General features: G+C 68.8%; 22 protein-coding genes and 2 pseudogenes. 10 read left to right on the top strand and 14 right to left on the bottom strand.

The genetic code is table 11. The annotated features are described in order from the left end of the window. Positions 1-85: pseudogene (locus ABZ463_RS39600) on the top strand (IS5/IS1182 family transposase); the annotation flags it as partial. 8 nt (positions 86-93) lie between these two features. Here ABZ463_RS39600 and ABZ463_RS39605 read toward each other — a convergent pair. Next, entirely contained in the window at positions 94-1,446 is a 1,353-nt protein-coding gene (locus ABZ463_RS39605; RefSeq protein WP_362784905.1) for a serine hydrolase domain-containing protein, read from the bottom strand. Positions 1,447-1,951: 505 nt separating this feature from the next. On the opposite strand from ABZ463_RS39605, the gene ABZ463_RS39610 reads away from it, so the two are divergent. The 3 genes from ABZ463_RS39610 (at position 1,952) to ABZ463_RS39620 (ending at position 5,379) form a co-directional block, all read left to right on the top strand. Continuing rightward, positions 1,952-2,812, top strand: coding sequence for a hypothetical protein (locus ABZ463_RS39610; RefSeq protein ID WP_362784909.1), 861 nt, complete (start codon positions 1,952-1,954; stop codon positions 2,810-2,812). 58 nt (positions 2,813-2,870) lie between these two features. Then, positions 2,871-3,371, top strand: a complete 501-nt coding sequence (locus tag ABZ463_RS39615; protein WP_352012210.1) for a hypothetical protein — start codon at positions 2,871-2,873, stop codon at positions 3,369-3,371. A gap of 1,150 nt (positions 3,372-4,521) precedes the next feature. Next, a complete protein-coding gene (locus ABZ463_RS39620; RefSeq protein WP_362784912.1) occupies positions 4,522-5,379 on the top strand; it encodes an aminoglycoside phosphotransferase family protein in 858 nt (285 codons plus the stop codon). Between the two features lie 101 nt (positions 5,380-5,480). Here ABZ463_RS39620 and ABZ463_RS39625 read toward each other — a convergent pair whose 3' ends face one another. Next, positions 5,481-6,566, bottom strand: coding sequence for a helix-turn-helix domain-containing protein (locus ABZ463_RS39625; RefSeq protein WP_352012208.1), 1,086 nt, complete (start codon positions 6,564-6,566; stop codon positions 5,481-5,483). Between the two features lie 99 nt (positions 6,567-6,665). On the opposite strand from ABZ463_RS39625, the gene ABZ463_RS39630 reads away from it, so the two are divergent. Together ABZ463_RS39630 and ABZ463_RS39635 are read left to right on the top strand one after the other, a co-directional pair. After that, positions 6,666-7,883: an MFS transporter gene (locus tag ABZ463_RS39630; RefSeq protein WP_352012207.1), complete on the top strand. Its 1,218-nt coding sequence runs from the start codon at positions 6,666-6,668 to the stop codon at positions 7,881-7,883. A gap of 20 nt (positions 7,884-7,903) precedes the next feature. Then, positions 7,904-8,620, top strand: a complete 717-nt coding sequence (locus ABZ463_RS39635) for a hypothetical protein (RefSeq protein WP_362784917.1) — start codon at positions 7,904-7,906, stop codon at positions 8,618-8,620. Positions 8,621-9,019: 399 nt separating this feature from the next. Here ABZ463_RS39635 and ABZ463_RS39640 read toward each other — a convergent pair whose 3' ends face one another. From ABZ463_RS39640 to ABZ463_RS39655, 4 genes are all read right to left on the bottom strand, one after another. Further along, entirely contained in the window at positions 9,020-9,346 is a 327-nt protein-coding gene (locus tag ABZ463_RS39640) for a DUF1048 domain-containing protein (protein WP_352012205.1), read from the bottom strand. A gap of 1 nt (position 9,347) precedes the next feature. Then, positions 9,348-9,704, bottom strand: a complete 357-nt coding sequence (locus tag ABZ463_RS39645; protein WP_352012204.1) for a DUF1048 domain-containing protein — start codon at positions 9,702-9,704, stop codon at positions 9,348-9,350. Next, positions 9,701-10,030 (bottom strand): PadR family transcriptional regulator, encoded by a 330-nt coding sequence (locus ABZ463_RS39650; RefSeq protein WP_352012203.1) that lies wholly within the window; start codon positions 10,028-10,030, stop codon positions 9,701-9,703. Before ABZ463_RS39650 ends, ABZ463_RS39645 begins: the two co-directional genes overlap by 4 nt. 717 nt (positions 10,031-10,747) lie before the next feature. Next, positions 10,748-11,377, bottom strand: a complete 630-nt coding sequence (locus ABZ463_RS39655) for a TetR/AcrR family transcriptional regulator (RefSeq protein ID WP_352012202.1) — start codon at positions 11,375-11,377, stop codon at positions 10,748-10,750. Positions 11,378-11,477: 100 nt separating this feature from the next. Here ABZ463_RS39655 and ABZ463_RS39660 point away from each other — a divergent pair. Then, positions 11,478-12,455 (top strand): annotated as a pseudogene (locus tag ABZ463_RS39660) (oxidoreductase). 96 nt (positions 12,456-12,551) lie between these two features. On the opposite strand, the gene ABZ463_RS39665 reads toward ABZ463_RS39660, so the two are convergent. Together ABZ463_RS39665 and ABZ463_RS39670 are read right to left on the bottom strand one after the other, a co-directional pair. Then, on the bottom strand, positions 12,552-13,406 hold the full coding sequence (locus ABZ463_RS39665) for an NAD-dependent epimerase/dehydratase family protein (protein ID WP_362784923.1): 855 nt from the start codon (positions 13,404-13,406) through the stop codon (positions 12,552-12,554). Then, on the bottom strand, positions 13,403-14,434 hold the full coding sequence (locus ABZ463_RS39670) for an NADP-dependent oxidoreductase (RefSeq protein WP_352012199.1): 1,032 nt from the start codon (positions 14,432-14,434) through the stop codon (positions 13,403-13,405). The genes ABZ463_RS39665 and ABZ463_RS39670 overlap by 4 nt, the downstream gene beginning before the upstream one ends. Positions 14,435-14,523: 89 nt before the next feature. Between ABZ463_RS39670 and ABZ463_RS39675 the strand changes: the two genes are divergently transcribed. Next, complete coding sequence (locus ABZ463_RS39675) at positions 14,524-14,967, top strand: MarR family transcriptional regulator (protein ID WP_352012198.1); 444 nt, start codon at positions 14,524-14,526, stop codon at positions 14,965-14,967. Between the two features lie 80 nt (positions 14,968-15,047). On the opposite strand, the gene ABZ463_RS39680 is transcribed toward ABZ463_RS39675, so the two are convergent. Beyond that, positions 15,048-15,608, bottom strand: coding sequence for a DUF4158 domain-containing protein (locus ABZ463_RS39680; RefSeq protein WP_362784927.1), 561 nt, complete (start codon positions 15,606-15,608; stop codon positions 15,048-15,050). Between the two features lie 120 nt (positions 15,609-15,728). On the opposite strand from ABZ463_RS39680, the gene ABZ463_RS39685 reads away from it, so the two are divergent. Further along, on the top strand, positions 15,729-16,604 hold the full coding sequence (locus ABZ463_RS39685; protein WP_362784930.1) for an IS5 family transposase: 876 nt from the start codon (positions 15,729-15,731) through the stop codon (positions 16,602-16,604). 45 nt (positions 16,605-16,649) lie between these two features. On the opposite strand, the gene ABZ463_RS39690 is transcribed toward ABZ463_RS39685, so the two are convergent. After that, complete coding sequence (locus tag ABZ463_RS39690) at positions 16,650-17,426, bottom strand: GNAT family N-acetyltransferase (protein ID WP_352012195.1); 777 nt, start codon at positions 17,424-17,426, stop codon at positions 16,650-16,652. Between the two features lie 293 nt (positions 17,427-17,719). On the opposite strand from ABZ463_RS39690, the gene ABZ463_RS39695 reads away from it, so the two are divergent. Next, positions 17,720-18,160: a nitroreductase family deazaflavin-dependent oxidoreductase gene (locus tag ABZ463_RS39695; protein ID WP_352012194.1), complete on the top strand. Its 441-nt coding sequence runs from the start codon at positions 17,720-17,722 to the stop codon at positions 18,158-18,160. A gap of 185 nt (positions 18,161-18,345) precedes the next feature. Here the strand turns inward: ABZ463_RS39695 and ABZ463_RS39700 are convergent, their stop codons facing one another. The 4 genes from ABZ463_RS39700 to ABZ463_RS39715 all read right to left on the bottom strand — a co-directional run bounded on the left by ABZ463_RS39700 (position 18,346) and on the right by ABZ463_RS39715 (position 22,544). Then, the gene (locus ABZ463_RS39700) at positions 18,346-19,830 is read right to left on the bottom strand and encodes an FAD-dependent monooxygenase (protein ID WP_362784934.1); all 1,485 of its coding nucleotides are present in this window, start codon (positions 19,828-19,830) and stop codon (positions 18,346-18,348) included. Continuing rightward, the gene (locus ABZ463_RS39705) at positions 19,827-20,462 is read right to left on the bottom strand and encodes a PadR family transcriptional regulator (RefSeq protein ID WP_362784937.1); all 636 of its coding nucleotides are present in this window, start codon (positions 20,460-20,462) and stop codon (positions 19,827-19,829) included. The genes ABZ463_RS39700 and ABZ463_RS39705 overlap by 4 nt, the downstream gene beginning before the upstream one ends. 444 nt (positions 20,463-20,906) lie before the next feature. Then, the gene (locus ABZ463_RS39710) at positions 20,907-21,770 is read right to left on the bottom strand and encodes an alpha/beta fold hydrolase (protein WP_362784940.1); all 864 of its coding nucleotides are present in this window, start codon (positions 21,768-21,770) and stop codon (positions 20,907-20,909) included. Positions 21,771-21,929: 159 nt separating this feature from the next. After that, on the bottom strand, positions 21,930-22,544 hold the full coding sequence (locus ABZ463_RS39715) for a TetR/AcrR family transcriptional regulator (RefSeq protein WP_362784942.1): 615 nt from the start codon (positions 22,542-22,544) through the stop codon (positions 21,930-21,932). Positions 22,545-22,607 lie beyond the last annotated feature (63 nt).

Raw genomic sequence — 22,607 nt, forward strand, 5'->3', positions numbered from 1 at the left:
CCGCTACGAACGCCGCGCAGACCACTTCGCATCCTTCGTCGCCATCGCCGCAGCCCTCATCTGCTACCGCCGCCTCACCAAATGAGTCACGGTCTAACTCGTGACCCGTGGCACGGCGCGCAGGTTGTAGAGGAAGCGCCCGTCCTGGAGGAAGGAGATCAACGGGTGCAGCCCTCGGTCCGGCTCGACGCCGACGAAGCGGTTGTCGCCGGCGTGGACGTAGCGGGCGGTCGTGCCGCTCTCCCCGAACTGCGCCGCGAGGCCGTGCGGGATGTCGGTGATCTCCAGCCCGTCGGCATCGGCCCTCACCTCGTAGGTGACCGACGGCGCGGAGTACCTGCCGGTGCAGGCCTCCGGCAGGAACGGCACCGGGGTGTCCGGCGGCAGCACCCGCGACGGCAGGCGGATCCCGGCGGTGGCCGAGAGGATCTCCGCCAGCACCTCGTCGATGAAGGCCGAGGTGTGGCCGCCGTTCGCGTGGACGGCGAGCACCAGGCCTCGGCCGGGCACGATGCGCCAGATCGCTGACTGCCCCGGGGTGCTGCCGTCGTGGCCGACCACGGCCTCGCCGTCCCAGTCGAAGAGCATCAGCCCGAGGCCCCAGGCGGCCGGGTACCGCTCTCCCAGCCGCGGCAGTGTGACCTGTGGCCTGCGCATCTCGGCGAAGGTTCCCGGGGGCAGTACCCGTGTCCCGTCGGCCGCCACGCCGTCGGCCAGCAGCATCCGCCCGAACCGTACGAGGTCGCGCGGCGCGGCGCTCGGCGTGGACCCGGCCGGTGCGTTCGACTGCGGCAGCTGCCGCCGGGGTGACACCCGCAGCGGCTCGCCGACGTGCCCGACCGCGGCCCGGAACATGATCGCCTCCTCGGCGTAGAGCGCCATGTGCCGCGCTCCGAGAGGATCGATCAGCAGCTCCCGCATGGCGGCCTCCCACGTGCGCCCGCGCAGCTTGGCGACGAGGGCGCCGAGGGCGCAGTAACCGGCGTTGCAGTACGAGAACAGCTCCCCCGGCCCGCTGACCTGCCGGGCGTTGCCACGCATGAACGCGACGAACTTGGCAACCGCGTCGTCCCCGCGTCCGGTGTCCTCGAACAGGTCCCCGTCGAACCCACCGGTGTGCGACAGCAGTTGCCGCACGGTGATGCTCTCCGAGGCGGCGGCGTCCAGCACCCCGAACTCGGGAAGGTACCTTCGGACCGGCTCATCGAGGTCGACTAGCCCTTCCCCGGCGAGCTGCATCACCAGGGCGCCTGTCCAGGCCTTGGTGACCGACCCGATCTGGAACAGGCTGTCGACGGTGGCCTCAACCCCGGTGTCCAGATTGACCACTCCGGTGGCCGCCTCGGCCAGCTGATCCCCCATCCCGACGGCCACCGCGGCTCCCGGTACTCCATGCCGCTCGGCGGCCCGGTCGATCCATCCCTGAAGATCCGGAAGAAGCGTCATATCGAGGACCGTACTCGCAAGCCCTTCTCCGCGGCGCCGGGCGGCGAGGGGAACGGGAGCGCCCCGCTCTGTCCTCGGTGCCTTTCGCGTGTGAGCGAGGTCCCGCGGAGACCGGGGGCGGGAGCCGGGATCGCCCGCCGTCCTCTCGATGCCGGTGGCGGTCAGCCCGGCGACCGCCGCCGGTTCGGTGATCGCCTCACGCGGTCCGGGCCGCTCATCGGGCCGACCGGAACCATGGAGTCCCGGACGGCTTTCACATCCTCCCAAATGTGACAAAACGGGCATAGTGCCAGTGTCGTCGAGGTGACCATGTTTTGTTTCGGTGGCGAATCGGGATTTCAGACAATTCACCAGCCGCCCAGACTGAGCCCTGCCTGCCGCCACCCGGGACCGTCTCCAGCGGTCACAGGGCAGGGCTTCTCACCAGAGGAGCGCGCATCGACATGGATTCCGAGCAGAACGGGGCAGGAGAATGCTCTTCACGGGGCGTGGACGGGCCGTAGCGGTGATCGCAGGCCACGCTCTGATCCTGGGGTCGCTCGCCGGTTGCGCCACCGGCCCCAGCGCGCCGCCCGCTCCGCTCACCCAGACCGACTACGTGGTCCTGAAACGCGCGGAACTCCTGCTCATCCGCGACTGCATGCGTGAGCAGGGCTTCTGGTACTGGGTGCCGAAGATGTGGGAGCCGTCGCGGGGGTTCGGCCTCGTCCTGGACGATCCGGGCTGGGCGCGTGAGCACGGGTACGGGGGGCTCGATCAGCAGGAGGTCATGCGGGAAAAGCGAGACGACCCCAACCTCGCCTACCGCGACAGCCTGCCCGCGGCCCGTCGAGCCCGGTACACCCTCGCCATGGGCGGCGGCGACGACGTCAAAGTGCTCACCGCGCACCTGCCCGACGGAGGAACGATCAACAACGCCCTCGGTGGGTGTCAGCTGTCGAGCAACGAAAAGCTCTACGGCGACCGTGAGCGATGGTTCCCCCTGGACGCGCTCGCCTCCAACATCGCGCCGCTGTACATGCGGGCGATCACCAAGGACGCGCGCTTCACCACGGCCCTGTCCTCATGGTCGCGATGCATGCGCGGGAAAGGCCACACCTACACCACGCCAATGGAGATCCGGGCGGCTCTTCCCGGCCTGACCAAAGGGCTGGCTCCCGCCCAGGCTCATGCCGTCGAGGTGAAGCTGGCGGTGGCGGAGGCCACCTGCGCACGCGCCACCTCGCTCACCTCGACCTTGCGTGCGCTGCAAGCAGAGTACCGGCCCAAGGTGGAGGGCCCCAACGCGGCCGATCTCCGGACCCATGCCCGGCTGCTGCGCGAGGCGCTTGAGCGTGCGAAAGAGATCAACCACTCCACCCCCTGACCTCCGCGGCGCAAGGTCGCGGATCGCCCTTCAACCAGGGCTCACGAAGGAGAGAACCATGCGCAAGATCCGTCTCGCGGCTGTAGCCGTGGGTCTGGCGGTCTCCGTAGTTCCCGTGTCCTCCCCCTCCTCGGCGGCCGGTACCGCCATGGAGTCGCACTGCCTCACGATGAAGAAAATCTACGGGCAGGACGGCGATATCAACGCCTACGCGGACACCTTCTGCTACGGGGGCGAAATCGGCTACGACTCGGGTGACGACCCCAACTGGGCCGACAACTCGGGTGGGTTCCGCGACAGTGCCGGCAACAACGCCATGTCCGTCCTCAACACCGGCATACCTGGGAAGTACGAGGTCGTCGCCCTGTACGACTACGAGAACTACGACTACGCCGCCGGGTACCGATGCCTGGGTGTGGGCGACTGGGAGTCCGACCTGAGCAAGTTCAGGTTCGTCGACTCCAACGGCAACACCAAGGGCCCCATGGCTCGTCAGATCTCCTCGCATCGGTGGGTCACCCGCAGCGCCTGCTCGGCCAACAGCTGGATCGGTCTGTAACGGGCGAGCGACGCCGCCATCGGATGGCGGCTCCCACGCTGAACAATCCGGTGACGGTCACGCGAGCCGTTTCCGAATCCGCCCACGTCGTCGCGGCCCTCACCCGATGGGTGACGGCCACCGGCCCCACAGCGGCAGGGTCCCCCGATGAAGGACGACTTCCATCCCGGCGCCGACGGGTGAGCGCCGAGCTGGACTCCCGGCCAGGACCTTGAGCAAAGCCAGGCCCGTGCCCTGTCAAAGGCGCGAGCCTGGCGCGCACAGCCATGAGTGACCCCGCCCAAGGCACTTCTGGGCAGGACACCAACGGCCATCGGACACATGCGACATCACCGTGACGGGAGCCTCGCGCTCGGAACCCGTTCAAGCGCCCCTCGGCCGTCACGTCCACGCCAGGACAACCTCGGCTTCCGGCAGGCCGACGTCAAGGTCGTTCTTCGCACATCGATCCTCAACGCCCTTCGTCATGACCCGGTAGTCATGAAGGTGTGCCGAGTCGCGAAGTAGATGGATTCACGTACCGGTGACGTGCGGGAACACTCCGGCCGGCTGTCCCTTCTTCGACTCAGGGAACGGTCATCAGCGGCGGCTTCCGGGAACTCCCGGCGCGCATGGCGTCCACTCCCCTTGTTCTCCGGAACGCTCGCCGTGGGATGAGGGGAGGCTCACTACGTTCCCAGGGGGTTGACACCCAGCCCCTCCGCCGACACCGGCGATAAACCGAATGCGCGGAACCGGCCCGGTGGTGTTGCATACAGACGTGACCGGCGGGCCCTCGCACTTCTCCAGGAGCAGTCGACCGCACACGGGTGCCGGTGCAACGCTGGCCACCCACCGGACGAACCCGCGACGCCCGCCGCTTCGACCCCTTCCCGCTGCTGCGCGCCCTCCCGAGCAGGCCAACGCGCTCACATCCACTCTCGCCCTGGCCGACTGCCGACTCAACGGCGATGGCTGCGGTACGGCGCTGCTTCGGGGCTATCCGGACGCGAGCGCTCTCCTTGACCGGTCCCTGACGGCACGGGACGACCACGGCCCCGGGATCCGCTATGTCCGGCCGCGCTGACCTGGTCACGACGCATCAGACGTCCGGCCGGGCCAAGGGCCTGCGCCGCATACATCGACTCCAGCAGGGAGAGGTACCGAACACGTGAAGGACACCGAGATCCCGCGGGCGGTGGCCGCGGCCGTCGACACGGCCGCCGAGTACGGTCTGGGCGCCGACGACGCCGCTGTGCTGCACAACTCGAACCGGATCGTCGTCCTGCTGCGGCCCAGCGGTGTGCTCGCCCGGGTCGCGCCCCTCGCGCACCGCCTCGACTCCGAGGTCGAGATCGCCCGGCGCCTCGCCGGGACCGGCAGCCCGGTGGCGGGGCTCGATCCGAGGGCCGAGCCCCGCGTCCATGTCCGCGACGGCTTCGCCGTCACCCTCTGGACCTACCACGAGCCCACCGCCGCACCCGAGAAGCACCCGCCCGCCGCCTACGCCGACGCCCTGGCCCGGCTGCACGCCGGCCTGCGCCGCGTCGACTTCGCCGCACCACACTTCACCGACCGCGTCGCCGACGCGCTCCGGGTGGTCGAGGACCCTGCCGCCAGCCCGGACCTCGGCGCCGCGGAACGCGCCCTGCTGACCGGCACCCTCCACGGAATCAGCCGCGCGATCCTGGACCGCGGCACGCGGCAACAGCTCCTGCACGGCGAGCCGCACCCCGGCAACCTGCTCGCCACCGCGGACGGGCTGCTCTTCATCGACCTGGAGACCGCCTGCCGCGGACCCGTCGAGTTCGACCTCGCGCATGCCCCGGAGGACGTCGCCGCGCACTACCCAGGCGCCGACTCCGGGCTGCTCGCCGACTGCCGGATCCTCAGCCTCGCCCTCGCGGTCTCCTGGCGTTGGGACCGCGACGACCAGCTCCCCGACGGGCGCAGAAGGGGCAGGGAGTGGCTCGCCCAGATGCAGGCCGACCTCGACCGCCGGGAGCACGCCGCCGGTGGCGGTCACTGAGCGGCGCCCCGCCTGCGCCGTCCGGTCGACGACGGCGTCTCGATCACCGAGGCCGCCCGCACCCTCAAGATCGGCCGCTCCACGGCCTACGAGGCGTCGGCTCAGCGCAGTACGGCCGTCAGCAGATCGGCGCCCAGCGCTGTCAGATCGGGCAGGTTGACGGTGTAACGGACGTAACGACCGTGTCGCCGGGCCGTGAGCAGACCCGCGCGGCGCAGGACAGCGAGGTGGCGGGAAACCTCCGGGGGTGAGAGTTCCCAGGCGTGGGCCAGCTCACCGGTGGTGTGCGGACCGCGGGCGAGAGTGCGCAGCAGCCGCAGCCGTACCGGATGCGCGAGTGCCTCCAGCCGGAGCGTCACCGTTTCCAGCGACACCGGCTCCGACGGACTCGCCTCGGCCACGGGGTACTGCACCACCGGCTGCCACCCGGGCGCGTGGACCACCACCAGGTGCGGGCGGCCGAAGACGCTGGGGAGGAAGGTGACCCCGGTGCCGTGGGCGGCGGTCGCGTTGTCCTGCAGCTTGTCCACGATGATGCAGTCGCCGTCCGGTGTCAGGGTCACGGCGCCGGAGACCGATGCGAGCGCCGCCCCGATGCCCTGGCGCTTCAGCAGGTCGTTCTTCAGGCGCAGGTCGGTGGCGAGCTGTACGGCGACGCTCGCCCAGGCGGCGTCGAAGAAGGCTTCGGCGCACTGTTCGAGGGTGTGGCGCACCCGCGCCCGCACGGCGGCCGGGTCCGCGAGCAGCCGTTCCGCGAAGGCCTCCTGGGTCGCGCCGCGGGCCTGGGCCAGGTTGAGGGCCCGCTCGCGCGCCGTCGCGTCGGCGAGCGGCGACGGTGCGGAGAAGTGAACCCGGTTGCTGCCGCACGTGGTGATGAGCGCGGCGGTGACATAGGTTTCATCGTCGATCTGGTCCACATCGTCCAGTTCCTCGGCGAGGGTGGGCCGGGGGCAGGCGGGAACCAGAAAGTCGGCTCGTGAGGATCGCCAGAGGAACTCCGCCTCCCTGAGCCGCTCGGCCAGCTCCGGCCGCAGCCCGGCCCAGACGTCCCCGGCCCAGCCGGCGAGTTGCGGGTGGTGCCCGGGTTCGGCCAGCACGTGCAGCATCGCGGTCAGCTCGGCCAGCGGTGAGACAGCGAACCGCAGCCGCCCGGACGGCAGGCCGCCGATGTCGATCCTCAACGTCATCTCCTCATCATCGCTGGTCGGACGGCCGACGACCGCGTCGGTTGACGGTGTTCGTCAACCGGCGTAGCCCGCCCGGCGGCCGAGCACATCGTTGACGCCATGGCAACCACCACCGAGTTTCAGCCGCGCGCCCTCGTCCGTGCCTCCGGAGGCCCCCGCTATGCCGTCGCCCTGGTCGTGGACGCGCTCGGCACCGGCTTGCTACGGCCCTTTCTGCTGCTCTACGGGGTGACGGTGCTGAGGCTGTCCGCGCCGGTCACCGGAATCGCCATGACGGCCGGTGTCGTCGTGGGCCTGGTGTGCATGCCCGTGGTCGGCCGGTGGCTTGACCGGGGCGCCCGCAGCACGGTCGTGGCGGCGTCGATGCTGGTGCGGGTGCTGGGCGTGGTGTTACTGCTGGCCGCCCCGGCGGGGCACGTCTGGCTGTTCGCGACGGCGGCGCTCTTCCTCGGCATCGGCAACCAGGCATGGCCGGCCGCCCACGCGGCCCTCGTGGCCACGGTCGCCCACGGCCGTGAACGTGACGCCGCTCTCGCGGGAGGCCGCGCCCTGCGTAATGCCGGCCTGGGCGTGGGCGCCCTCCTCGCCACCGCATGCCTGGCGGGCGGCACCGCCGCACTGCAGGCGCTGGCAGCCGTCACCGGGCTCGCCTATCTCGCTGCGGCCGCCCTGGCATGGTCGGTTCACCTGCGCACGTATCCGGCCACCCCTCCTGCCGTGGACGGGGCCGGTGAGCCCGCGCCTCGGATGCGCGCGCTGCTGGCCGCCAACGTGATCTACGTCTTCTGCCTCAACGTCCCCGAAATCGCACTCCCCCTGATCCTGGTGACGCAGCTGCACGCGTCCCCGGTGTGGTCGGCGGCCATCTTCGTGGCGAACACGGTGCTGGTGGTCAGCCTGCAGGTTCCGGTCACCGTCCTGATGTCCCGCTTCTCCCGCCGGACCGTACTGGCTCTCGCCGGTGTGGTGCTCGCCGCGTCCTACCTCGGCTTTCTCGCGGCCACCTCACTGGGAAGCGGCTGGGGCGCCCCGGCGGTCGCCACGGTGTCCGTGGTCTGCACCATCGGCGAGATCATCTATGCCGGTAGCGCCACCGCGCTCGTCACCGCTCTCGCTCCGGCCCATCTCCTGGGACGGGCCCTCGCCCGTTTCCAGCTCTCCACGGGCTTCGGCCTCGCGGTCTCTCCGGCGGTCATCACCGCTCTCGCCACCCGAGGCTCGGCCGCCCTCTGGGGCGGCCTCGCCGCCGCGACGCTCCTTTCCGCCTCCGCCGTCGCCACCGAGAAGGATCAAGGAACGCGGCTCAGCGATCGCTGACGCCGGGCACGAGCAGGCTCGTGAGCCCGGCGACCGCCTCGGAAGCGCGTCAAGGCTTAGGTGAAGATGGCGTGATGATCGCTCCCTCCGGGCCACGTTCCGCCGCCGAGATTCGCGACTACCTGACTGACCGGCTCAATTCGGCGCTTCGCCGTCCCGGGATGTTCGGCGGGGAGACGGCTCTGCTGCTACTGCTCGACCACCTCGTCTACGCCGAGAACCAAGACGATGCCTGGGAGCAGGAGCGCCGGGCGATGGAGTCTCGAGGTGCCTTCACCTCGATCGGTGTGACGGGGGCGTTCAGGACCCTGCTACCGAACAGTGAAGAACACGGCCCGGCCTCGGTCTACGCGGAGTTCGCCCACGTTCACGGATGGCTGCGAGCGGACCGGGTGCTCACGGCCGAGGAACATGAGTCCGTACGTCAGGAATCACGCACCTGGGTTGGACAAGACCGCCTGTTCAGCGAGGTAGTGGAGACCTTTGGCCCGCCTTCGGTGCTCTTCGGCGGCAGCAACCCCTTCTACGGGAAGACTCTGGGTTACCTGACCGAGCAGGTGAACGAACCGATGATCTTCTTCCATCTCTGGAACGGGACCGACCCGGACGCCGCGTCGACCTGGCCGCCGCTCCACAGTGAGCCCGTCCTCCTCGCCGTCCGCCACGGGAGAGGACGGTTCAGAGACACTTTCATCTTCAGCCCGGAGGGGAGGAAACGCCGTCCTGTCACCGAATGACGTTGGTCGAGTCGGCGCTCTCCTGCCCCGCGGGCGGTACCGGGGCGCGGGAGTCAGATCGGGGACCGTCACCGTACGGGCGGCGCACGGGCTGTCCCGGCAAGGCCGGGACCCTTCTCTCTGGTGCCCGGCCTGGGGTGCCCCCGAAATACGGCAGAAACGGGCCGGGGGCTTGATCGCTGATCGTTAGGATCTTGGCGTTCCGGCTGCTTAGTGGTGGGTCGGCCATTCATGGGAGGCGCGAGCGGGCGGCTGCCGGCGATCGGCGTGAACGTCCGTGATGACTTCGGCGGGAGGACTGGCGCGGCTTGGCACGCGCAGTGGCAAAAAGGACTGCCGGTGCGGTGGTCAGGGGGCGGTTCATCGGCCGGAGAACTCCGCCGACACTGGGCGAGCGGACTACTTCTCGGTCGCGCCGGCCTCCCCGCTGATGGATTCCTGGTAGATCTCCGCGTAGGTGGGAGAGCCCTTGATCAGGTCGTCGCAGAACGCGGCGACGTCACTGCCGATGAGCTCCAGGACCCCCTTGCCCGCGGCGGCGCCTTCCTCGAAGAAGTCGACGATCCCGGGGAGCAGGGGCCCGTCGGGCAGATCGACCGGCCCGACTTTGAACAGGTACTTCTGCATCTCCTTGTAGACGATCTGGTAGTCGGGCGGGAGCGCCTTGACGCGTGCCGTGTGCGCCCGCCACTGCTTCTTGCCCTCGATGATGTCTTGGATTCCCACGTCAGCCTCCCAGCCGGCTCAGTTTTCTTGCGACGTTCCTGTTCAACTGCTCGCGCCACCGGTCGCGATAGGTGCGGGCCTCTTCCCCGCCGGTCAGCGCCGCGCAGAAGCCTGCGATGTCGTCGCCGAGCACCTCCTGGGCACTCTGCCCGTCCGCCGCCGTCTCCTCCAGCAGCCCCAGCGCGGCGTCGAAGATCGGTGTCAGGTTGCGGCCGGTGAAGCTTCCGTAGGGGAACAGCTGCCCTTTGATCTGCTCCCACGCCGCCCGGTGGTCGTCCGGCAGGGCCTTGGCCCGGGCTTCGAACGCCTTCCATTCCCGGGTGAGATCGCTGCCTGTGACGGTCTCCCAGAAGTTCATCTCCGGCCCTCCTTGAGGCTGTTGATACGTGATGAGACGTATTGCCATCTCGCCCAGAACTTCGCGAGTTCCTCGCGTCCGGCGTCGTTGAGCGTGTAGAACTTGCGCGGCGGACCGACCTCGGAGGGCCGTTTCGTCACCTGGACGAGCTCGTTCCGCTCCAACCGCAGCAGGATGGTGTACACCGTCCCCTCGACGACGTCGGCGAAGCCGAGTTCGTTCAGGCGGCGCGTGATGGCGTACCCGTAGGCCTCCTCGCCACCGATGATCTCTAGCACGCAGCCCTCAAGTGTGCCTTTGAGCATCTCCGTCATCTGCTTGTCCATGGACCCCCTTCGGCTACTTGGTGCTACTGACTACCGGTACAAAGTAGCACCGAGTACCGCTATTCAGCAACACCGAGTAGCTGGGAACGCGAGCGCGCAAGGGCGGGTGGGCGGCCGTCCAACGCTGGGTGCCGGGGAAACGGGTAGGCCCCCGAGAAGGCTGGGTGTGGGAATTGGCGGTAGTGACCTGGGGTTTCTTCGCCCGTCAGTGCTCCGCGATGGCCCGGACTCCCACAGTTCGGCCAGTCGCCACTCAGTTGATCAGTGGGTACGGCGACGGACGCCAGGACCCCGGCGACCCTTCTCGGCCACCTTCAGCACAGCCGGCCCGGCGCTGGGGGCGAAACGCCGTCAGTGGCGGTGGCCTGGAGGGCGTTGGAGCCCTGTCGCTGGACGCTCACCGACGATGGAGCGCCCGACCGCGGGCCGTACCTGCCGTTGGGCTTGACCTTGTTGAAGTCCGAGGCGAGGTGGCCGGTGCCGTTGCCGACGGGTACCTCCACCGCGAACGCCCATCACCCCGCTCCTGCCTCGTTTGCGGCCACGGTGTACGACAAGCTCAACAAGGGCCGGTCGCTGATGGTCTGCGACGGCGATCAGGCCGAGCTTGGCTGCGAGTGGAGGCAGGTTCATCAAGGCCTTGCCGAAGGGCACTGCCGAAGGTCTGCCGACGCCGAGGGAGACGGGCAGTGGCCGAACCGCACCAGACCGGCGTCCTCATTCGCCGACCGGCTCATCGTCGCGCCCCGGCCGTAGGGCGCCCGCGTGCACGGCGGCGAGCGTGACGCGCACCGCCTGGTCGGCGATCGTCTCGTCGACGGGTTCGGCGGTGATGAGCAGGCGCAGGTAGATCGGCGCGGCCAGGGTCTTCAGCACCTCGGCGGGATCGGTGTCCCCGGGAAGCTGGCCGCGCTCGATGGCACGCCTCAGCACCGGCTCAACCCTGGCCAGCCGGTCGTCGAACACCTGCCGGCGGGCTGCGGCGATCTCCGGAAGGTGGGCCGCCCCCGTGAACATGGCGGCCAGGATGGCCTGCCCGGCCGGGCTGGTGAACGCCTGGACGATCGAGCGCGCCAGCGCCCGCAGGTCGGTCTCGATCGCGCCGGTGTCGGGCACGGGAATGTCCGTCGCCATGTGTTCGGCCAGAGCGTCGATGAGCAGGCTCTCGCGATCTTTCCACCGGCGGTACACCGTCGTCTTGTGGACCCCGGCGCGCTGGGCGACGTTCTCGACGGTCAACGCGGCGTAGCCCTTGTCGACGAGCTCGGCGAGGGTGGCGGCGTGGACGGCGACGCGTACTTTGGCGCCGCGGCCGACCGGCCGGGCAGGGGGTTGACCAGACCACATTGCAACTCCAAGTTGCGATATTCGAAGGCGAATGACAGGATCAATTTATCGCAACTCAAAGTTGCGATGTGTTGGTCCCATTCCTCTGAGGTGGCACATCATGCACAGCCCTCCCGCCTGGACCTTCAACGACATCCCCGACCAGACCGGTCGTGTCGTGGTGTTGACCGGAGCCAACAGCGGTATCGGCTACATCACCGCCCGCGAACTGGCCCGCCACGGCGCGCAGGTCGTCCTGGCCTGCCGCGACCCCGAACGGGGCCGGCTCGCGCTGACCCGCATGTAAGGCGAGGTGCCTGGCGCCCGCCTGGAACTGCGCCGGGTGGACCTGGGCAGCCTGGCCTCCATCCGTGAGTTCGCCGCCGGGTGGGACCGTGGACGGCTCGATCTGCTGGTGAATAACGCCGGGGTGGCGATGGTGCCGTACGCCCGGACCGCCGACGGGTTCGAGTCGCAGTTCGGCGTCAACCATCTGGGCGCCTTCGCCCTGACCGGCCTACTGCTGCCGCACCTGCTCGCCGCGCCCGACCCGCGGGTGATAACCGTCAGCAGCGAAGGCCAGCGCTTCGCCCGCTTCGACCTGCGCAACCTCAACGCCGAGCGCAGATATCGCACAGTGTTCGCCTACGTGCAGTCCAAGCGGGCCAACCTCTACTTCGCCATGGAGCTGCAGCGCCGGGCCGACGCCGCCGGGCTGCGGCTGGGCAGCATGGCCGTCGCCCCCGGGCTCACCCGCACCAACGTGCTCACCGGCGGCGCCAACAGCGACAGAGGACGACTGTACGCGACCCTCACGCGCCTGGTGGTGCGCGCGGCCTTCCGCCCGACGCCGGAAGGGGCGAAGACCTCACTGTACGCGGCGACGGTACCGGACCTGTCCGGCGGCAGCTACATCGTTCCCGACGGGCCACTGCAACTGCGCGGCGAGCCCGTACGCCGCACCCGCGAACGCGCCATCCGCGACACCGATACGGCCACACACCTGTGGCAACTGTCCGAACGCCTGACCGGAGTCACCTACGCCTTACCGGCGTGTACGGCGGCTGGCCTGCACTGGCGTTCATCGCCCACGAGCTGAGGAACCATGCCCATAGATCCGCGCCGGGCCCTTGGGCTTGTTCGAGCTCGCGCAGGCCCGGCACCCTGACGGATCACCGGCCCGGCCGGTGGGCGGCTACGGGGCCGACATCGGGCTTCTCCTCCATTGGTCGAGGTGGGCGTTGATGAACTCGCCTATTGATATGGGCTCGTGCCCGGTGATCTGCTTCACGGCCGGGGAGAGCCGGCTGAAACCGCCGTGTCGGACGCGGTGGTAGAGGTCGTCGAGGATGTCCGCCATCCAGGGGTCGAGGCCGTCGAGGGTTTCCCGCGGGGACGGGTCCTCGGCGCGGATCCGGTGGCCGAGACGCGCGGAGAGCTCCTGCGCGACGTTCGCGACGGGAAACGGGTCCGGACCGGTGATCGTGTGCGCTCGGCCGTGGTGATCCTCCGGCGCGCGAAGCGCGGCCACAGCGACGTCGGCGATGTCGCGTGCGTCCACCCACGCGATCGGGGCGCCGCCCGAGGGCAGGCTCAGGACACGGTCGTCCCGGATGGCGTCGCGGTAGAACCGAGAGTCGGTCAGGACCTGGTGGAACCAGGACGGACGGAGCAGGGTCCAGGAAGCGGCCCGAGTGACGACCGCGTCCTCGACCCGGCGCGCCCAGTGGTCCGGCGAGAGGGTCTCGGCTCCCTGCTCGGACAGCAGGACGACATGCGCGTCCGGGTTCACCTCGACCAGATCGGCGACGAGTTCGGGGGCGGTGGGATAGTCGGGGCGCATCAGGTAGATCGCGTCCACGGCCGCGGCCGCCTCGCGCCAGGTCGCCCGGTCGTGCCAGTCGAAACGGACCGGATCGGTTCTGGTGTCTGACGTCCTGGCGGGCTGCGACGACCCAGCGTGGACGAGGATCCCGAAACGGCGCAGCCGGGCGGCCACCTCGCGTCCTGTCTTGCCTCGGGCTCCAGTCACCAGCACCGTGCGGATCATGCCTGCTCCTGGAGCCGGACGACGGCCTTACCGATCGTGGGCGCCCCACTGCGCAGCAGGCCCAGCAGGGCTTCGGGCATCCGTTCGATGCCGTCCACCACCGTCTGCCGGTGGACGATCTCGCCCGAGCGTACCCAGGAACCCACCTCGGCGCGGAAGGCGGGCATCTGGTCCTGGTGATCGGTGACCAGGAAGCCGCGCGCGGTCACCCGCTTGGTGACCAACTGGTAGAGGTTCCGCAGGCCGTATGGCTCCCGGCCGTCGTACTGGCTGGCCATCCCGCACAGGGCCAGCCGGGCACCGACCCGGAGATGGTCGATCGCGGCCTCCAACTGGGCGCCGCCAACGTTGTCGAAGACCACGTCGATGCCGTCCGGGGCGGCCTGTGCAAGGTGCTCACCAGCCGCACCGTCGTTGTAGTCGAAGGCGGTGTCGAAACCGAGGTCATCGACCAGATGGCGCACCTTGGCGGACGATCCCGCGCTGCCGATCACCTGCTTGGCTCCCCGCAGCCGGGCGATCTGACCGGCGATGCTCCCGACTGCCCCGGCCGCTCCCGTGACGAACACCGTGTCGCCGGGTCGCACCGACGCCACTTGGGTGATGCCCAGCCATGCGGTCAGGCCCGTCGCGCCGAGCACGCCGAGATAGGTTTCGGCGGGCAGATCGTCGGTGTCGATGGGTACGACCCCGGCCGCATCGATCACGGTGGCCTCGCGCAGGCCCAGGAAGTGCTCAACCACCTGGCCCGGCTTGACACCGTCCGCACGGGACTCGACGACCACGCCGATCGCTCCTCCCTCCAGTGGCGCCCTCAGCGGGAATGGCGGGATGTAGGACGGGCGGTCGTCCATCCGGCCACGCATGTACGGGTCCACCGACAAGTGCGTGTTACGAACCAGGACCTGACCGGGCCGCAATTCGGGAATCTCGGTTTCGACCAGCGCGAAGTCGTCGGCCGACACCTGCCCTTGCGGCCGTCGCGCCAGGTGCCACTCCCGGGCCCGTCCCTTGCTGGTGACCGTCATTAGAATGCCCCCGTAGATACTTGACCCAATTAAGTATCTACCTTGGCACATATACTTGAGTCCATCAAGTTCTTGGTAGAATCGGCTCCATGGCTGCACCTTCGGGGCCCGTCGCCGCGTCGACCGATGCCGAACGGGCGATGTTCGACTTCGTCGATGCCTACGACCGCGCATACGAAACCGCCGCTCTGGGGCACGGGCTGAGCGTGGCGCAGGCCTGTGTGCTCGGGCGGCTCACCCGGCAGATCGGGATGCGGGAACTGGCCGACGAACTCAACTGCGACGCGTCCAATATCACCCAGATCATCAGCAGGCTCGAGGCTCGCGATCTCGTCCACCGTCGACCTCACCCCGGCGACGGCCGCTCCCGGCAGATCGTCCGGACCTCCGATGGAGCCGCCCTCTACGCCGCCTTCGAGGAGTCCTTCGAATTCGCCCGGTCCGCCACCGCCAACCTCAGCGCCCGCGAACAAGCCCAACTGGCCACCCTGCTCCGCAAGGCCCTCAACGGAACACGGGAACCGAACAGCTGACCCTTCGGGGCGTGGTAAGCGGTCCGACCTGGCAGGAGACGCGATGGAGCAGTCCCACATGGGCGATGCCTCGGGCATCGTCACCATGCCGGTTGAACGTCGACTTGCCGTCCGGACCGACGACGAGCAGACCCTCTGTTCGGGCCCGACCGCTGCAGGATCGTGGCGAAGATGGTGGCGTTCACCTCGGCGCGGATGCTGGTGGCCAGGTCCTCCAGCGTCGTGTACCCGAGCAGTTCCAGCCGGAGCCGGAGTAACTCCTCGATCGCCACGTTGATCAGATCCGCCGGGTTGTTCTTGGCGTGGGCCGCCTTCCGGACCGCCGTCGCGGCGATCGCCCAGGCCTGGCCCGCGTCGTACTTCACACCCTGACGCTGGCGCACCAGCTTGCGATGCGCCTTCGCGCTCGGGGAGGACCCGTGGTCCGGCCAGATGTTCTCGGCCAACTCCAGGCAGCGCCGGTCGTGGTCGACCACCACGTCGGGGATCTCGTCCGGGGACGGGAAGCGCGCCATCTTCTGAAAGCACTTCAACGCCGGCACCAGCGCGAAGCACGACTCGGAGCTGCCGGTGCACTGTTCGGCCCAGGCCACCTCCTCCGGCGACGGCGTGAAGAAGACGTACAGCACCCGCGCTGACATCCACGAGGCCTTCCTCAGCCTCGGTTGTGCTCTGATCCGCTGGCGCCTCCCCAGCTCATTGCGTTAAGAGTGCTAGGACGTGTATCGAAACGGATCTTGAGCTGTGAATGATCACCGTTCATGGGAGGAGGAGATCTCACGGACGAGCAGTGGGCAGTGCTGGAACCGTTGCTGCCGAAGGGCGCGAGAGTGGGACGGCCCCATGTCTGGTCGCGCCGGCAGTTGATCGACGGCATACGGTTCCGTGTGTGGACCGGTGTGCCGTGGAGGGACGTGCCCGTCGAGTACGGACCGTGGAGCCGGGTCTACGACTTGTTCCGTCGGTGGCAGCGGAACGGCACCTGGCAGCAGATCCTCACTCGGCTTCAGTCCCTGGCCGACGCGAGAGGAGCGATCGTCTGGGACCTGAGTGTCGACTCCACAGTCTGCCGCGCTCACCGGCATGCAGCCGGGGTCCATAAACGGGGTGACCTGCAGAAGGAACCGCCTGGCGGTGTGTTCACCGAGCCCGGAGATCACGGGCTGGGCAGGTCGCGCGGCGGATTCACCACCAAGTTGCACCTGGCGGTCGAGCAGGGACAGAAGCCCGTGTCGATCGTGATCACGGCAGGGCAGCGCGGCGATTCGCCGCAGTTCGAGCCCGTGTTGGAGCGGGTAGGTGTGCCCCGCCTCGGGCCGGGTCGGCCGCGTGTCCGCCCCAACCGGGTCCGTGCGGACAAGGCGTACGCCTCCCGCATGAACCGGGGCTACCTGCGCCGCCGCGGCATCCGCTGCACCATTCCGGACAAGGCCGACCAGACACGCAACCGCAAGAAGCTCGGTTCCCTCGGTGGCAGGCCGCCCGGATTCAACGCCGAGGACTACAAGGCTCGGCATGCCGTCGAGTGCGGCATCAACCGCCTGAAAAGGAATCGGGCCGTGGCCACGAGATACGACAAGCTCGCGGGCCGCTACGAGGCCACTGTCCTCGTAGGGGCTATCAATGAATGGCTGTGACCAGCTCGATCAGGGCGACAAAGGATGTCCGTGGAGTTGTGGAGGTCAGGTGTTGATGGCGTGTTCGACGAACTGACCGCAGGCGCGGAACCCCAGGCGGCGGTATACAGGCTCGCCGTCGGCAGACGCCTGCAGGACCGCGATGCCGTGGTCTCGCTCGCGGGCAGCGTGAAGGGCCGCGAGCGTGATGGCTCCGCCGTAGCCGCGCCGGCGGTGGGCGGCCAAAGTGGAGATGTTGTAGACGCCGGCGACTCCGGCGTGGTGGAACACCTCGGCGGAGCAGACCGGGCGGTTCTCCACGTAGCCCACCAGGTAGCGGGCCGGGCAGGTAGCGTCCAGAGCCTGGGACGCAGCCCGGGCGAAGAAGTCACGGACGGTTTCAGCGGGTGGATTCCAGTTTGCGGCGAGGACCGTGGCGTAATCGTCGAGCTGCTCGGGCGTGGTCACCGTTCGGATGTCCAGGCCCGGGACATGGGGAATCGGCAGGGTGTCGTCCAGCTCGGCCCACATCGCCGTCTCACGCTCGGACACCGGCAGGCCAGCCGCGGTCAGGCGGGTGGTGAGGTCTGTCGGTGTCGAGGCAGGTCCCACCCACCAGGAGAAACCGCGGCCGGTGCCGGCCAGCGACCCGACGGTCTCGGAGATGCGGGCCGCGGCGTGGCCGGCGGTGAAGCGAGCCGCTGCGACGATGTTGAACGTGTCGTCGTCCAGGCCGCTGTCCGCGACCAAGAGGTCACCCGCCTCCGTGACGGTCGCACCGGACATGCTCCGGTGCAGATGGCAGGCGTGTTCCGCCAGGTTCCGCTCCATCTTGTCCGTCAAGTCGGCTATATCGAGAAGGTAATCATTCATAGGGACTGATCCCAGCACGACCGGCGAAGACTGCATGTCATTTTAGGCGGCGCCACGCCGACGACCAGCACTTTCGATACACGCCCTAAGTGTCCTCTTCCTGTTTGAGAGGTGATCTCATTGTCCGGTTCACCGGCTGAAGCCGGCCCGCGCGCCACCTTCTCCGATTCCAGCGGCAACGGCAGCGGCCCCGCGGAGACAGCAGACTTGCATCGGTCTCCCGAACGGCTGTGTCCCTCTCCTCGAATTCTTTGGTAGGTCAGATGGGTTTCTCTTGGCCAACGTTGGTCTGGCGCCGCCTGGCCAACATCGACCGATGGGTACAGAAGGTCAGCAAAGGACGCTGGGCGCTGATCGGACGGGTCGACAACTCCCTTGTTCTGACGACGGTCGGACGCCGTAGCGGCAGGGCCCGTTCCAGCCCGCTGGTCTACGTCCGGGACCAAGATGCGCTGATCATCGTCGGCACCAATTTCGGGCAGCGGAACCATCCGTCCTGGTCAGCCAACCTGATGGCTCACCCCACGGCAACGGTACTGATGAAGGGCCGGTCTTTCACGGTCGACGCCGAGCCCGTCATAGACGAGCAAGCGCGCTCTCACGCCTGGGGTCTCATGACGCGCCATTGGTCGGGTTATGAGGCCTACGCCGAAAGATCAGGCCGGGAAATCCGCATCTTCCGCCTCATACCCCGGAAAGAATGACGAAAGGCCTCCCGCGCCGCGTCGAAGCCACGCATGACTTGAGACCAAGGCGCTTTCGGAGTGCTACAGCGACATCATGTTCCAGACACCGCCTGGTCGACGCCGCACCTCAACGACGAAGGCCACATCGCACCGTAGCGTACGGTATGGCCTCCCCGAGGGGGTGCTCTGTGGCAAGAGCGTCATCACCGACAACGACCCGATTGTGCGGCCGGGCCGTGCCAGTGTTGCAGTGCCTGGTGGAGCCCGTCGGCGTGGTCGTGACCGGCGGCGCGCAGCCAGGCGGTGTGCCCGTCCGGCCGCAGGAGGACGGCCGCGAGTTCGGGATGGTCGGGGCAGGTCGCGGTGACGATGTCCACTCGGTCTGCCCATCCTGCGGCCGAATCGCGGATGGTGCCCGCTCCGGTCAGGTCGAGCAGCGCGCCGCGTCCCGAGGTGAGCAACTCGGCCAGGCGTGTACGGCCGTCGCCTGTGGTCAGGGCGAGGTCGGGCGCCAGGCGGCCCAGCCAGGGATGGCCGGAGTCGGGGCGCATCTCGTAGCGGGTGTCCAGCCCGGTGATGGTCTCGGTGAGAGCGCGGTTGCCCGCAGGGTGGCGGGCGAGGCGGGTGAGGAGGTCGGTGATCGGAGCGAGCCGGTCGTCGGCGTCGCCGAGCAGCACCTGGGCTCGCGTGTTGGCCAGCACGTGCGCACCGGCGGTGTGGCGTTCGGCGTGGTAGCTGGCGAGCAGGTGCGTCGGAGCGGTGCCGCGCACGGTGGCGGCGAGTTTCCAGCCGAGGTTGAACGCGTCGTCCAGGGCGACGTTGACGCCGATCGCCCCGGCCGGCGGGTGGATGTGTGCGGCGTCTCCGGCCAGGATGACCCTGCCTCGGACGTACTCGGACGCCTGCCGGGCCGCGTTGCCGAACCGGGTCAGCCAGCGTGCGGCGCGTAGCCCGACATGGCGGCCGAGCGCGTCGTCCACGGCGGTTTGGAGCAGGTCCAGGGTGACCGGGGTGTCTTTGTCCGCAGGTGGTTGCCGGTCGGAGGTGATGATCCTGACGTAGCCGGGGCGGGGGATGACGAACACGGATCCGTCAGGGCCGGTGGTCGCGCCGAACGGCAATGCCTCGGGGTCGGCGAGCTCGACGTCGCCGAGCAGGAAGAAGCGGGTCGCCGCGGTACCGGGGAAGTCGATGCCGGCCTGTTTGCGGACGGTGCTGCGGCCGCCGTCGCAGCCGACCAGGTACGCGGCCCGGACGCGGTACTCGCGGTCGCCGGTGGTGACGGTGGCGGTGACGGATTCGGAATCCTGTTCCAGCACGCGCAGTTCGTGTCCGCGCCGGATGTCGGCTCCCAGGTCGAGGGCGTGCGCCTCGAGTATCTCCTCGACCCGGGTCTGCGGGATGCCCAGCGAGTACGGGTGGTCGGTGTGCGTGCCGGGGAGGGCGAGCGTCACCGGCAGGCCGGAGAACGCGGCGTGCGGCACTTGCCAGCCCTCGCCGATGAGCCTCTCGGCGAGGCCGCGCCGCGCCAGCAGGTCCAGGGCGCGGGCGTTGAGGTTGAAGCCCCGGCAGAAGTCCGGCCGTTGCGCGTGGCGTTCGACGACGACCGTGTCGACGCCGGCGAGCCGGAGTTCGCTCGCGAGTAACAGTCCGGCCGGGCCGGCTCCGACGATCAGCACCTCGGTCATCGGGTGGTTCCTTCCGGGGACGTGGGGGCGGACCAGGTCCATCCCTGTTCGGTTTGTTCGACCTTGGGCCAGAACAGGCTGCCGTCGCGGATCTCGGCGATGGTCCGCCGCGTCCAGGCCAGTTCGGCCTCCCAGGCGTGCAGTGCGCACTCGGTTTCGATCATGAACAAGCGGGGGACCTTACCGGAGCCGACCGTGTCGGCCAGCACCGTGTTCGTCTCCTCGATCCGTTGGGCCAGATGCCCCGCCCGTTCGGCCAGTGCCTCCGCCGCCCTGTCCGGACCGAGAGCGCCGAGGTAGGACACCGCGGCCATGAACTTCGGGTATTCCGCGACGGGCATACGCAGAAGCTCGTCGATCCAGCGCACGAATTCGCTTTGGCCCAGCTCGGTTGTCGCGTACACGGTTCGCTCCGGCCGCCTGCCATCGCGCGCCGTCTCCACCGGCTCGATCCAGTCATGCCGGACCAACGCCTCGACCGTGTCGTACAGGGACCCGGAGTTGACCTTGAAGCTGCTGTCCTTGTGCCGCTCCCGCAGGGTGGCCGCCATCTCGTACGGGTGCATTGGCTGTTCCTGGAGCAGGCCCAGCACGGCCAGCGCCAGGGTGTTGGAGACCTTCCGCTTCGTCATCTTCATCACCGATCTCTAATAGTAGGAACCGACTATACGGTATCGACTATCAGAGGCAAGCCCCTGCGGATTCGCGCGCAGGGCGACGGCGAACACGGATCGGGGGTCAGGGAGATGTGGAACGGAATCCGGCGTCAACGGGTTCCCGCTCGTTGGCGAACTGCGGTTTCCCCGCCTCCGAACGTGCGCCGGCCCAGCCGACCGCACTCGGGCGCCAGGCCCCGCGAACCCACGAGGCGGCCCCGCTGCCTCCCATGTGTGCGACGCCACCAGTCGAGGGGCTCCCCGCCGCGCTCCAGGAGCGCGCGCGGCAACCGCTGGGCTTCCGTGATCAGATCGGGCGAGTGCCTGGCGAACTCGAACTACCGGGCAGCGCGGGCGTGGAACGTCGAGAATGCACGACCTGCCGTACGCGGGCGGCTCCCCGCGATCGACGCTTGTCGGCTATCGCCCGGTGTGCCGGAGGATCGCGGCGGAGATCCGGGGAATCACCGGTGGCGGGAACCCGTGCCCCATTCCCTCGATGGGCAGGAACTCGCTGCCGGGAATCGCCGCCGCCAGGGCCTGGCCGTGAGCGAAGGGCGCCATGGGATCGTCCGAGCCGTGAATCACCAGAGTCGGAGCGGTGATCGAGCCGACAAGCCCGGAACGGTCGCGGGAGGCGAAGGCCGCGAGGATGTGGTTCTTCGAGGCGTGGCCCGCATCGGTGGCGTTCTCGATCTCCCGCTCGATGATCACGCGCGTGGCCGTCTCGTCGAACGGCGTCAGCTGTCCGGCGAGAATGCGTGCCAGTTTGAGGTGTGACTCGACGTGCTCCTCCCGGGTGCTGGGCGGATTGGCGATCTGTTCGGCGTCCCAGGCGGCCAGCCGTGGATCGCGTACCGTGCCCCGGAAGGTGTTGGTCGCGGGGTCGAGGGGCTCGGCGCTCGACATGATGACGGTCAGGCTGCGCAGCCGGTCAGCGTGTTCGAGCGCGATCTCCTGGGCGATCATGCCGCCCATCGACGCGCCGACCACGTCCGCCGTGGCGATGCCCAAGCCGTCGAGCAGACCGACGGCGTCCTGGGCGAGGTCGACCATGGTGTACGGGTTGGCCTCGTAATCCACGCGGCCGGACAGCCCGGTGTCCCGGTTGTCATAGCGGATGACGTACCGGCCTCCCTCCTGGAGAAGGCGGCAGAGCTCGTCGGGCCAGGTGGCACCTCGGGCGCCGAGCCCCATCACGAGCAACAGTGCGGGGTCGGCCGAGTCGCCGAACGTCTCGCACCACAGACGGATTCCGTTGGCCTCGACGATGCGTTCCATCATGTTCTGCCCCTCGTTCTGGCTCGCACCAGTGGCGACGACTGGCGCTACGACATCCCGTACGAGGACGAGCGCTCACGGACCGTGCGCCGAGTCCGCTCCCACAGCACCCTCCCAAAGCAAAAAGTATATACACGTTAACTTTTTGCTTGATCCGGACCGTCACAATCCAGCCGGCGCATGCAGGACGGCGAGCATCTGGGCTCGCAGGTGCACGCCCAGCGCCCGGATGTCGTCGCTCAGCCGGGCGGCGAGCACCGCCGTCACCATCCCCATGACGGAGGTGACGGCGATCCGCGCCGCGAGGTCCGACAACTCCGGCCGTACCTCGATCAGCAGCCCGACCCACTCCTCACGTATCTGCCGCATCTGGCGGTTGAGCCGCCGCCGATCCTGCTCCGGCAGCCACAGAAGCTCGGCCTGCATGATCAGAGTCAGGCTCCGGTTCTCGACGGACGACCGGGAGAACCAGTCCACCAGGGCGATCAGTGCCTCCTGCGGGTCCCGGTCCCGGTTGGCCAGCGCGGCTTGCGTCCCCTCCTGAAGGCGTTCCAGCGACAACTCGATCAGGGCGAGGAGGATGGCCTGCTTGCCGGGAAAATGCCGGTAGACCGCGGGTCCGGAGATGCCCACCGCGGCCCCGATGTCGTCGATCCCGGTGTCGGCGTAACCACGCTCCACGAAGAGCCGGGCCGCCTGCAGCAGGATGACCCGCTTGCGCACCCCATGTTTGCGCCCCTGCGAGATGAGGGACTCCAGCTCGTCGGACTCGGCCACGTACGTACCTCTCTGAAAGAAACGGGAACCACGGTTAACATATTGGATAAGGGCTGACCAGGC

The sequence above is a fragment of the Streptosporangium sp. NPDC020145 genome, assembly GCF_040631275.1.
Lineage (GTDB): Bacteria > Actinomycetota > Actinomycetes > Streptosporangiales > Streptosporangiaceae > Streptosporangium.

Coding starts and splice junctions, on each gene's coding strand:
- ABZ463_RS39605 (WP_362784905.1), bottom strand. CDS start 1,446: ATGACGCTTCTTCCGGATCTTCAGGGATGGATCGACCGGGCCGCCGAG.
- ABZ463_RS39615 (WP_352012210.1), top strand. CDS start 2,871: ATGCGCAAGATCCGTCTCGCGGCTGTAGCCGTGGGTCTGGCGGTCTCC.
- ABZ463_RS39625 (WP_352012208.1), bottom strand. CDS start 6,566: ATGACGTTGAGGATCGACATCGGCGGCCTGCCGTCCGGGCGGCTGCGG.
- ABZ463_RS39630 (WP_352012207.1), top strand. CDS start 6,666: ATGGCAACCACCACCGAGTTTCAGCCGCGCGCCCTCGTCCGTGCCTCC.
- ABZ463_RS39645 (WP_352012204.1), bottom strand. CDS start 9,704: ATGAACTTCTGGGAGACCGTCACAGGCAGCGATCTCACCCGGGAATGG.
- ABZ463_RS39650 (WP_352012203.1), bottom strand. CDS start 10,030: ATGGACAAGCAGATGACGGAGATGCTCAAAGGCACACTTGAGGGCTGC.
- ABZ463_RS39655 (WP_352012202.1), bottom strand. CDS start 11,377: ATGTGGTCTGGTCAACCCCCTGCCCGGCCGGTCGGCCGCGGCGCCAAA.
- ABZ463_RS39665 (WP_362784923.1), bottom strand. CDS start 13,406: ATGATCCGCACGGTGCTGGTGACTGGAGCCCGAGGCAAGACAGGACGC.
- ABZ463_RS39670 (WP_352012199.1), bottom strand. CDS start 14,434: ATGACGGTCACCAGCAAGGGACGGGCCCGGGAGTGGCACCTGGCGCGA.
- ABZ463_RS39675 (WP_352012198.1), top strand. CDS start 14,524: ATGGCTGCACCTTCGGGGCCCGTCGCCGCGTCGACCGATGCCGAACGG.
- ABZ463_RS39680 (WP_362784927.1), bottom strand. CDS start 15,608: ATGTCAGCGCGGGTGCTGTACGTCTTCTTCACGCCGTCGCCGGAGGAG.
- ABZ463_RS39685 (WP_362784930.1), top strand. CDS start 15,729: ATGGGAGGAGGAGATCTCACGGACGAGCAGTGGGCAGTGCTGGAACCG.
- ABZ463_RS39695 (WP_352012194.1), top strand. CDS start 17,720: ATGGGTTTCTCTTGGCCAACGTTGGTCTGGCGCCGCCTGGCCAACATC.
- ABZ463_RS39700 (WP_362784934.1), bottom strand. CDS start 19,830: ATGACCGAGGTGCTGATCGTCGGAGCCGGCCCGGCCGGACTGTTACTC.
- ABZ463_RS39705 (WP_362784937.1), bottom strand. CDS start 20,462: ATGACGAAGCGGAAGGTCTCCAACACCCTGGCGCTGGCCGTGCTGGGC.
- ABZ463_RS39710 (WP_362784940.1), bottom strand. CDS start 21,770: ATGATGGAACGCATCGTCGAGGCCAACGGAATCCGTCTGTGGTGCGAG.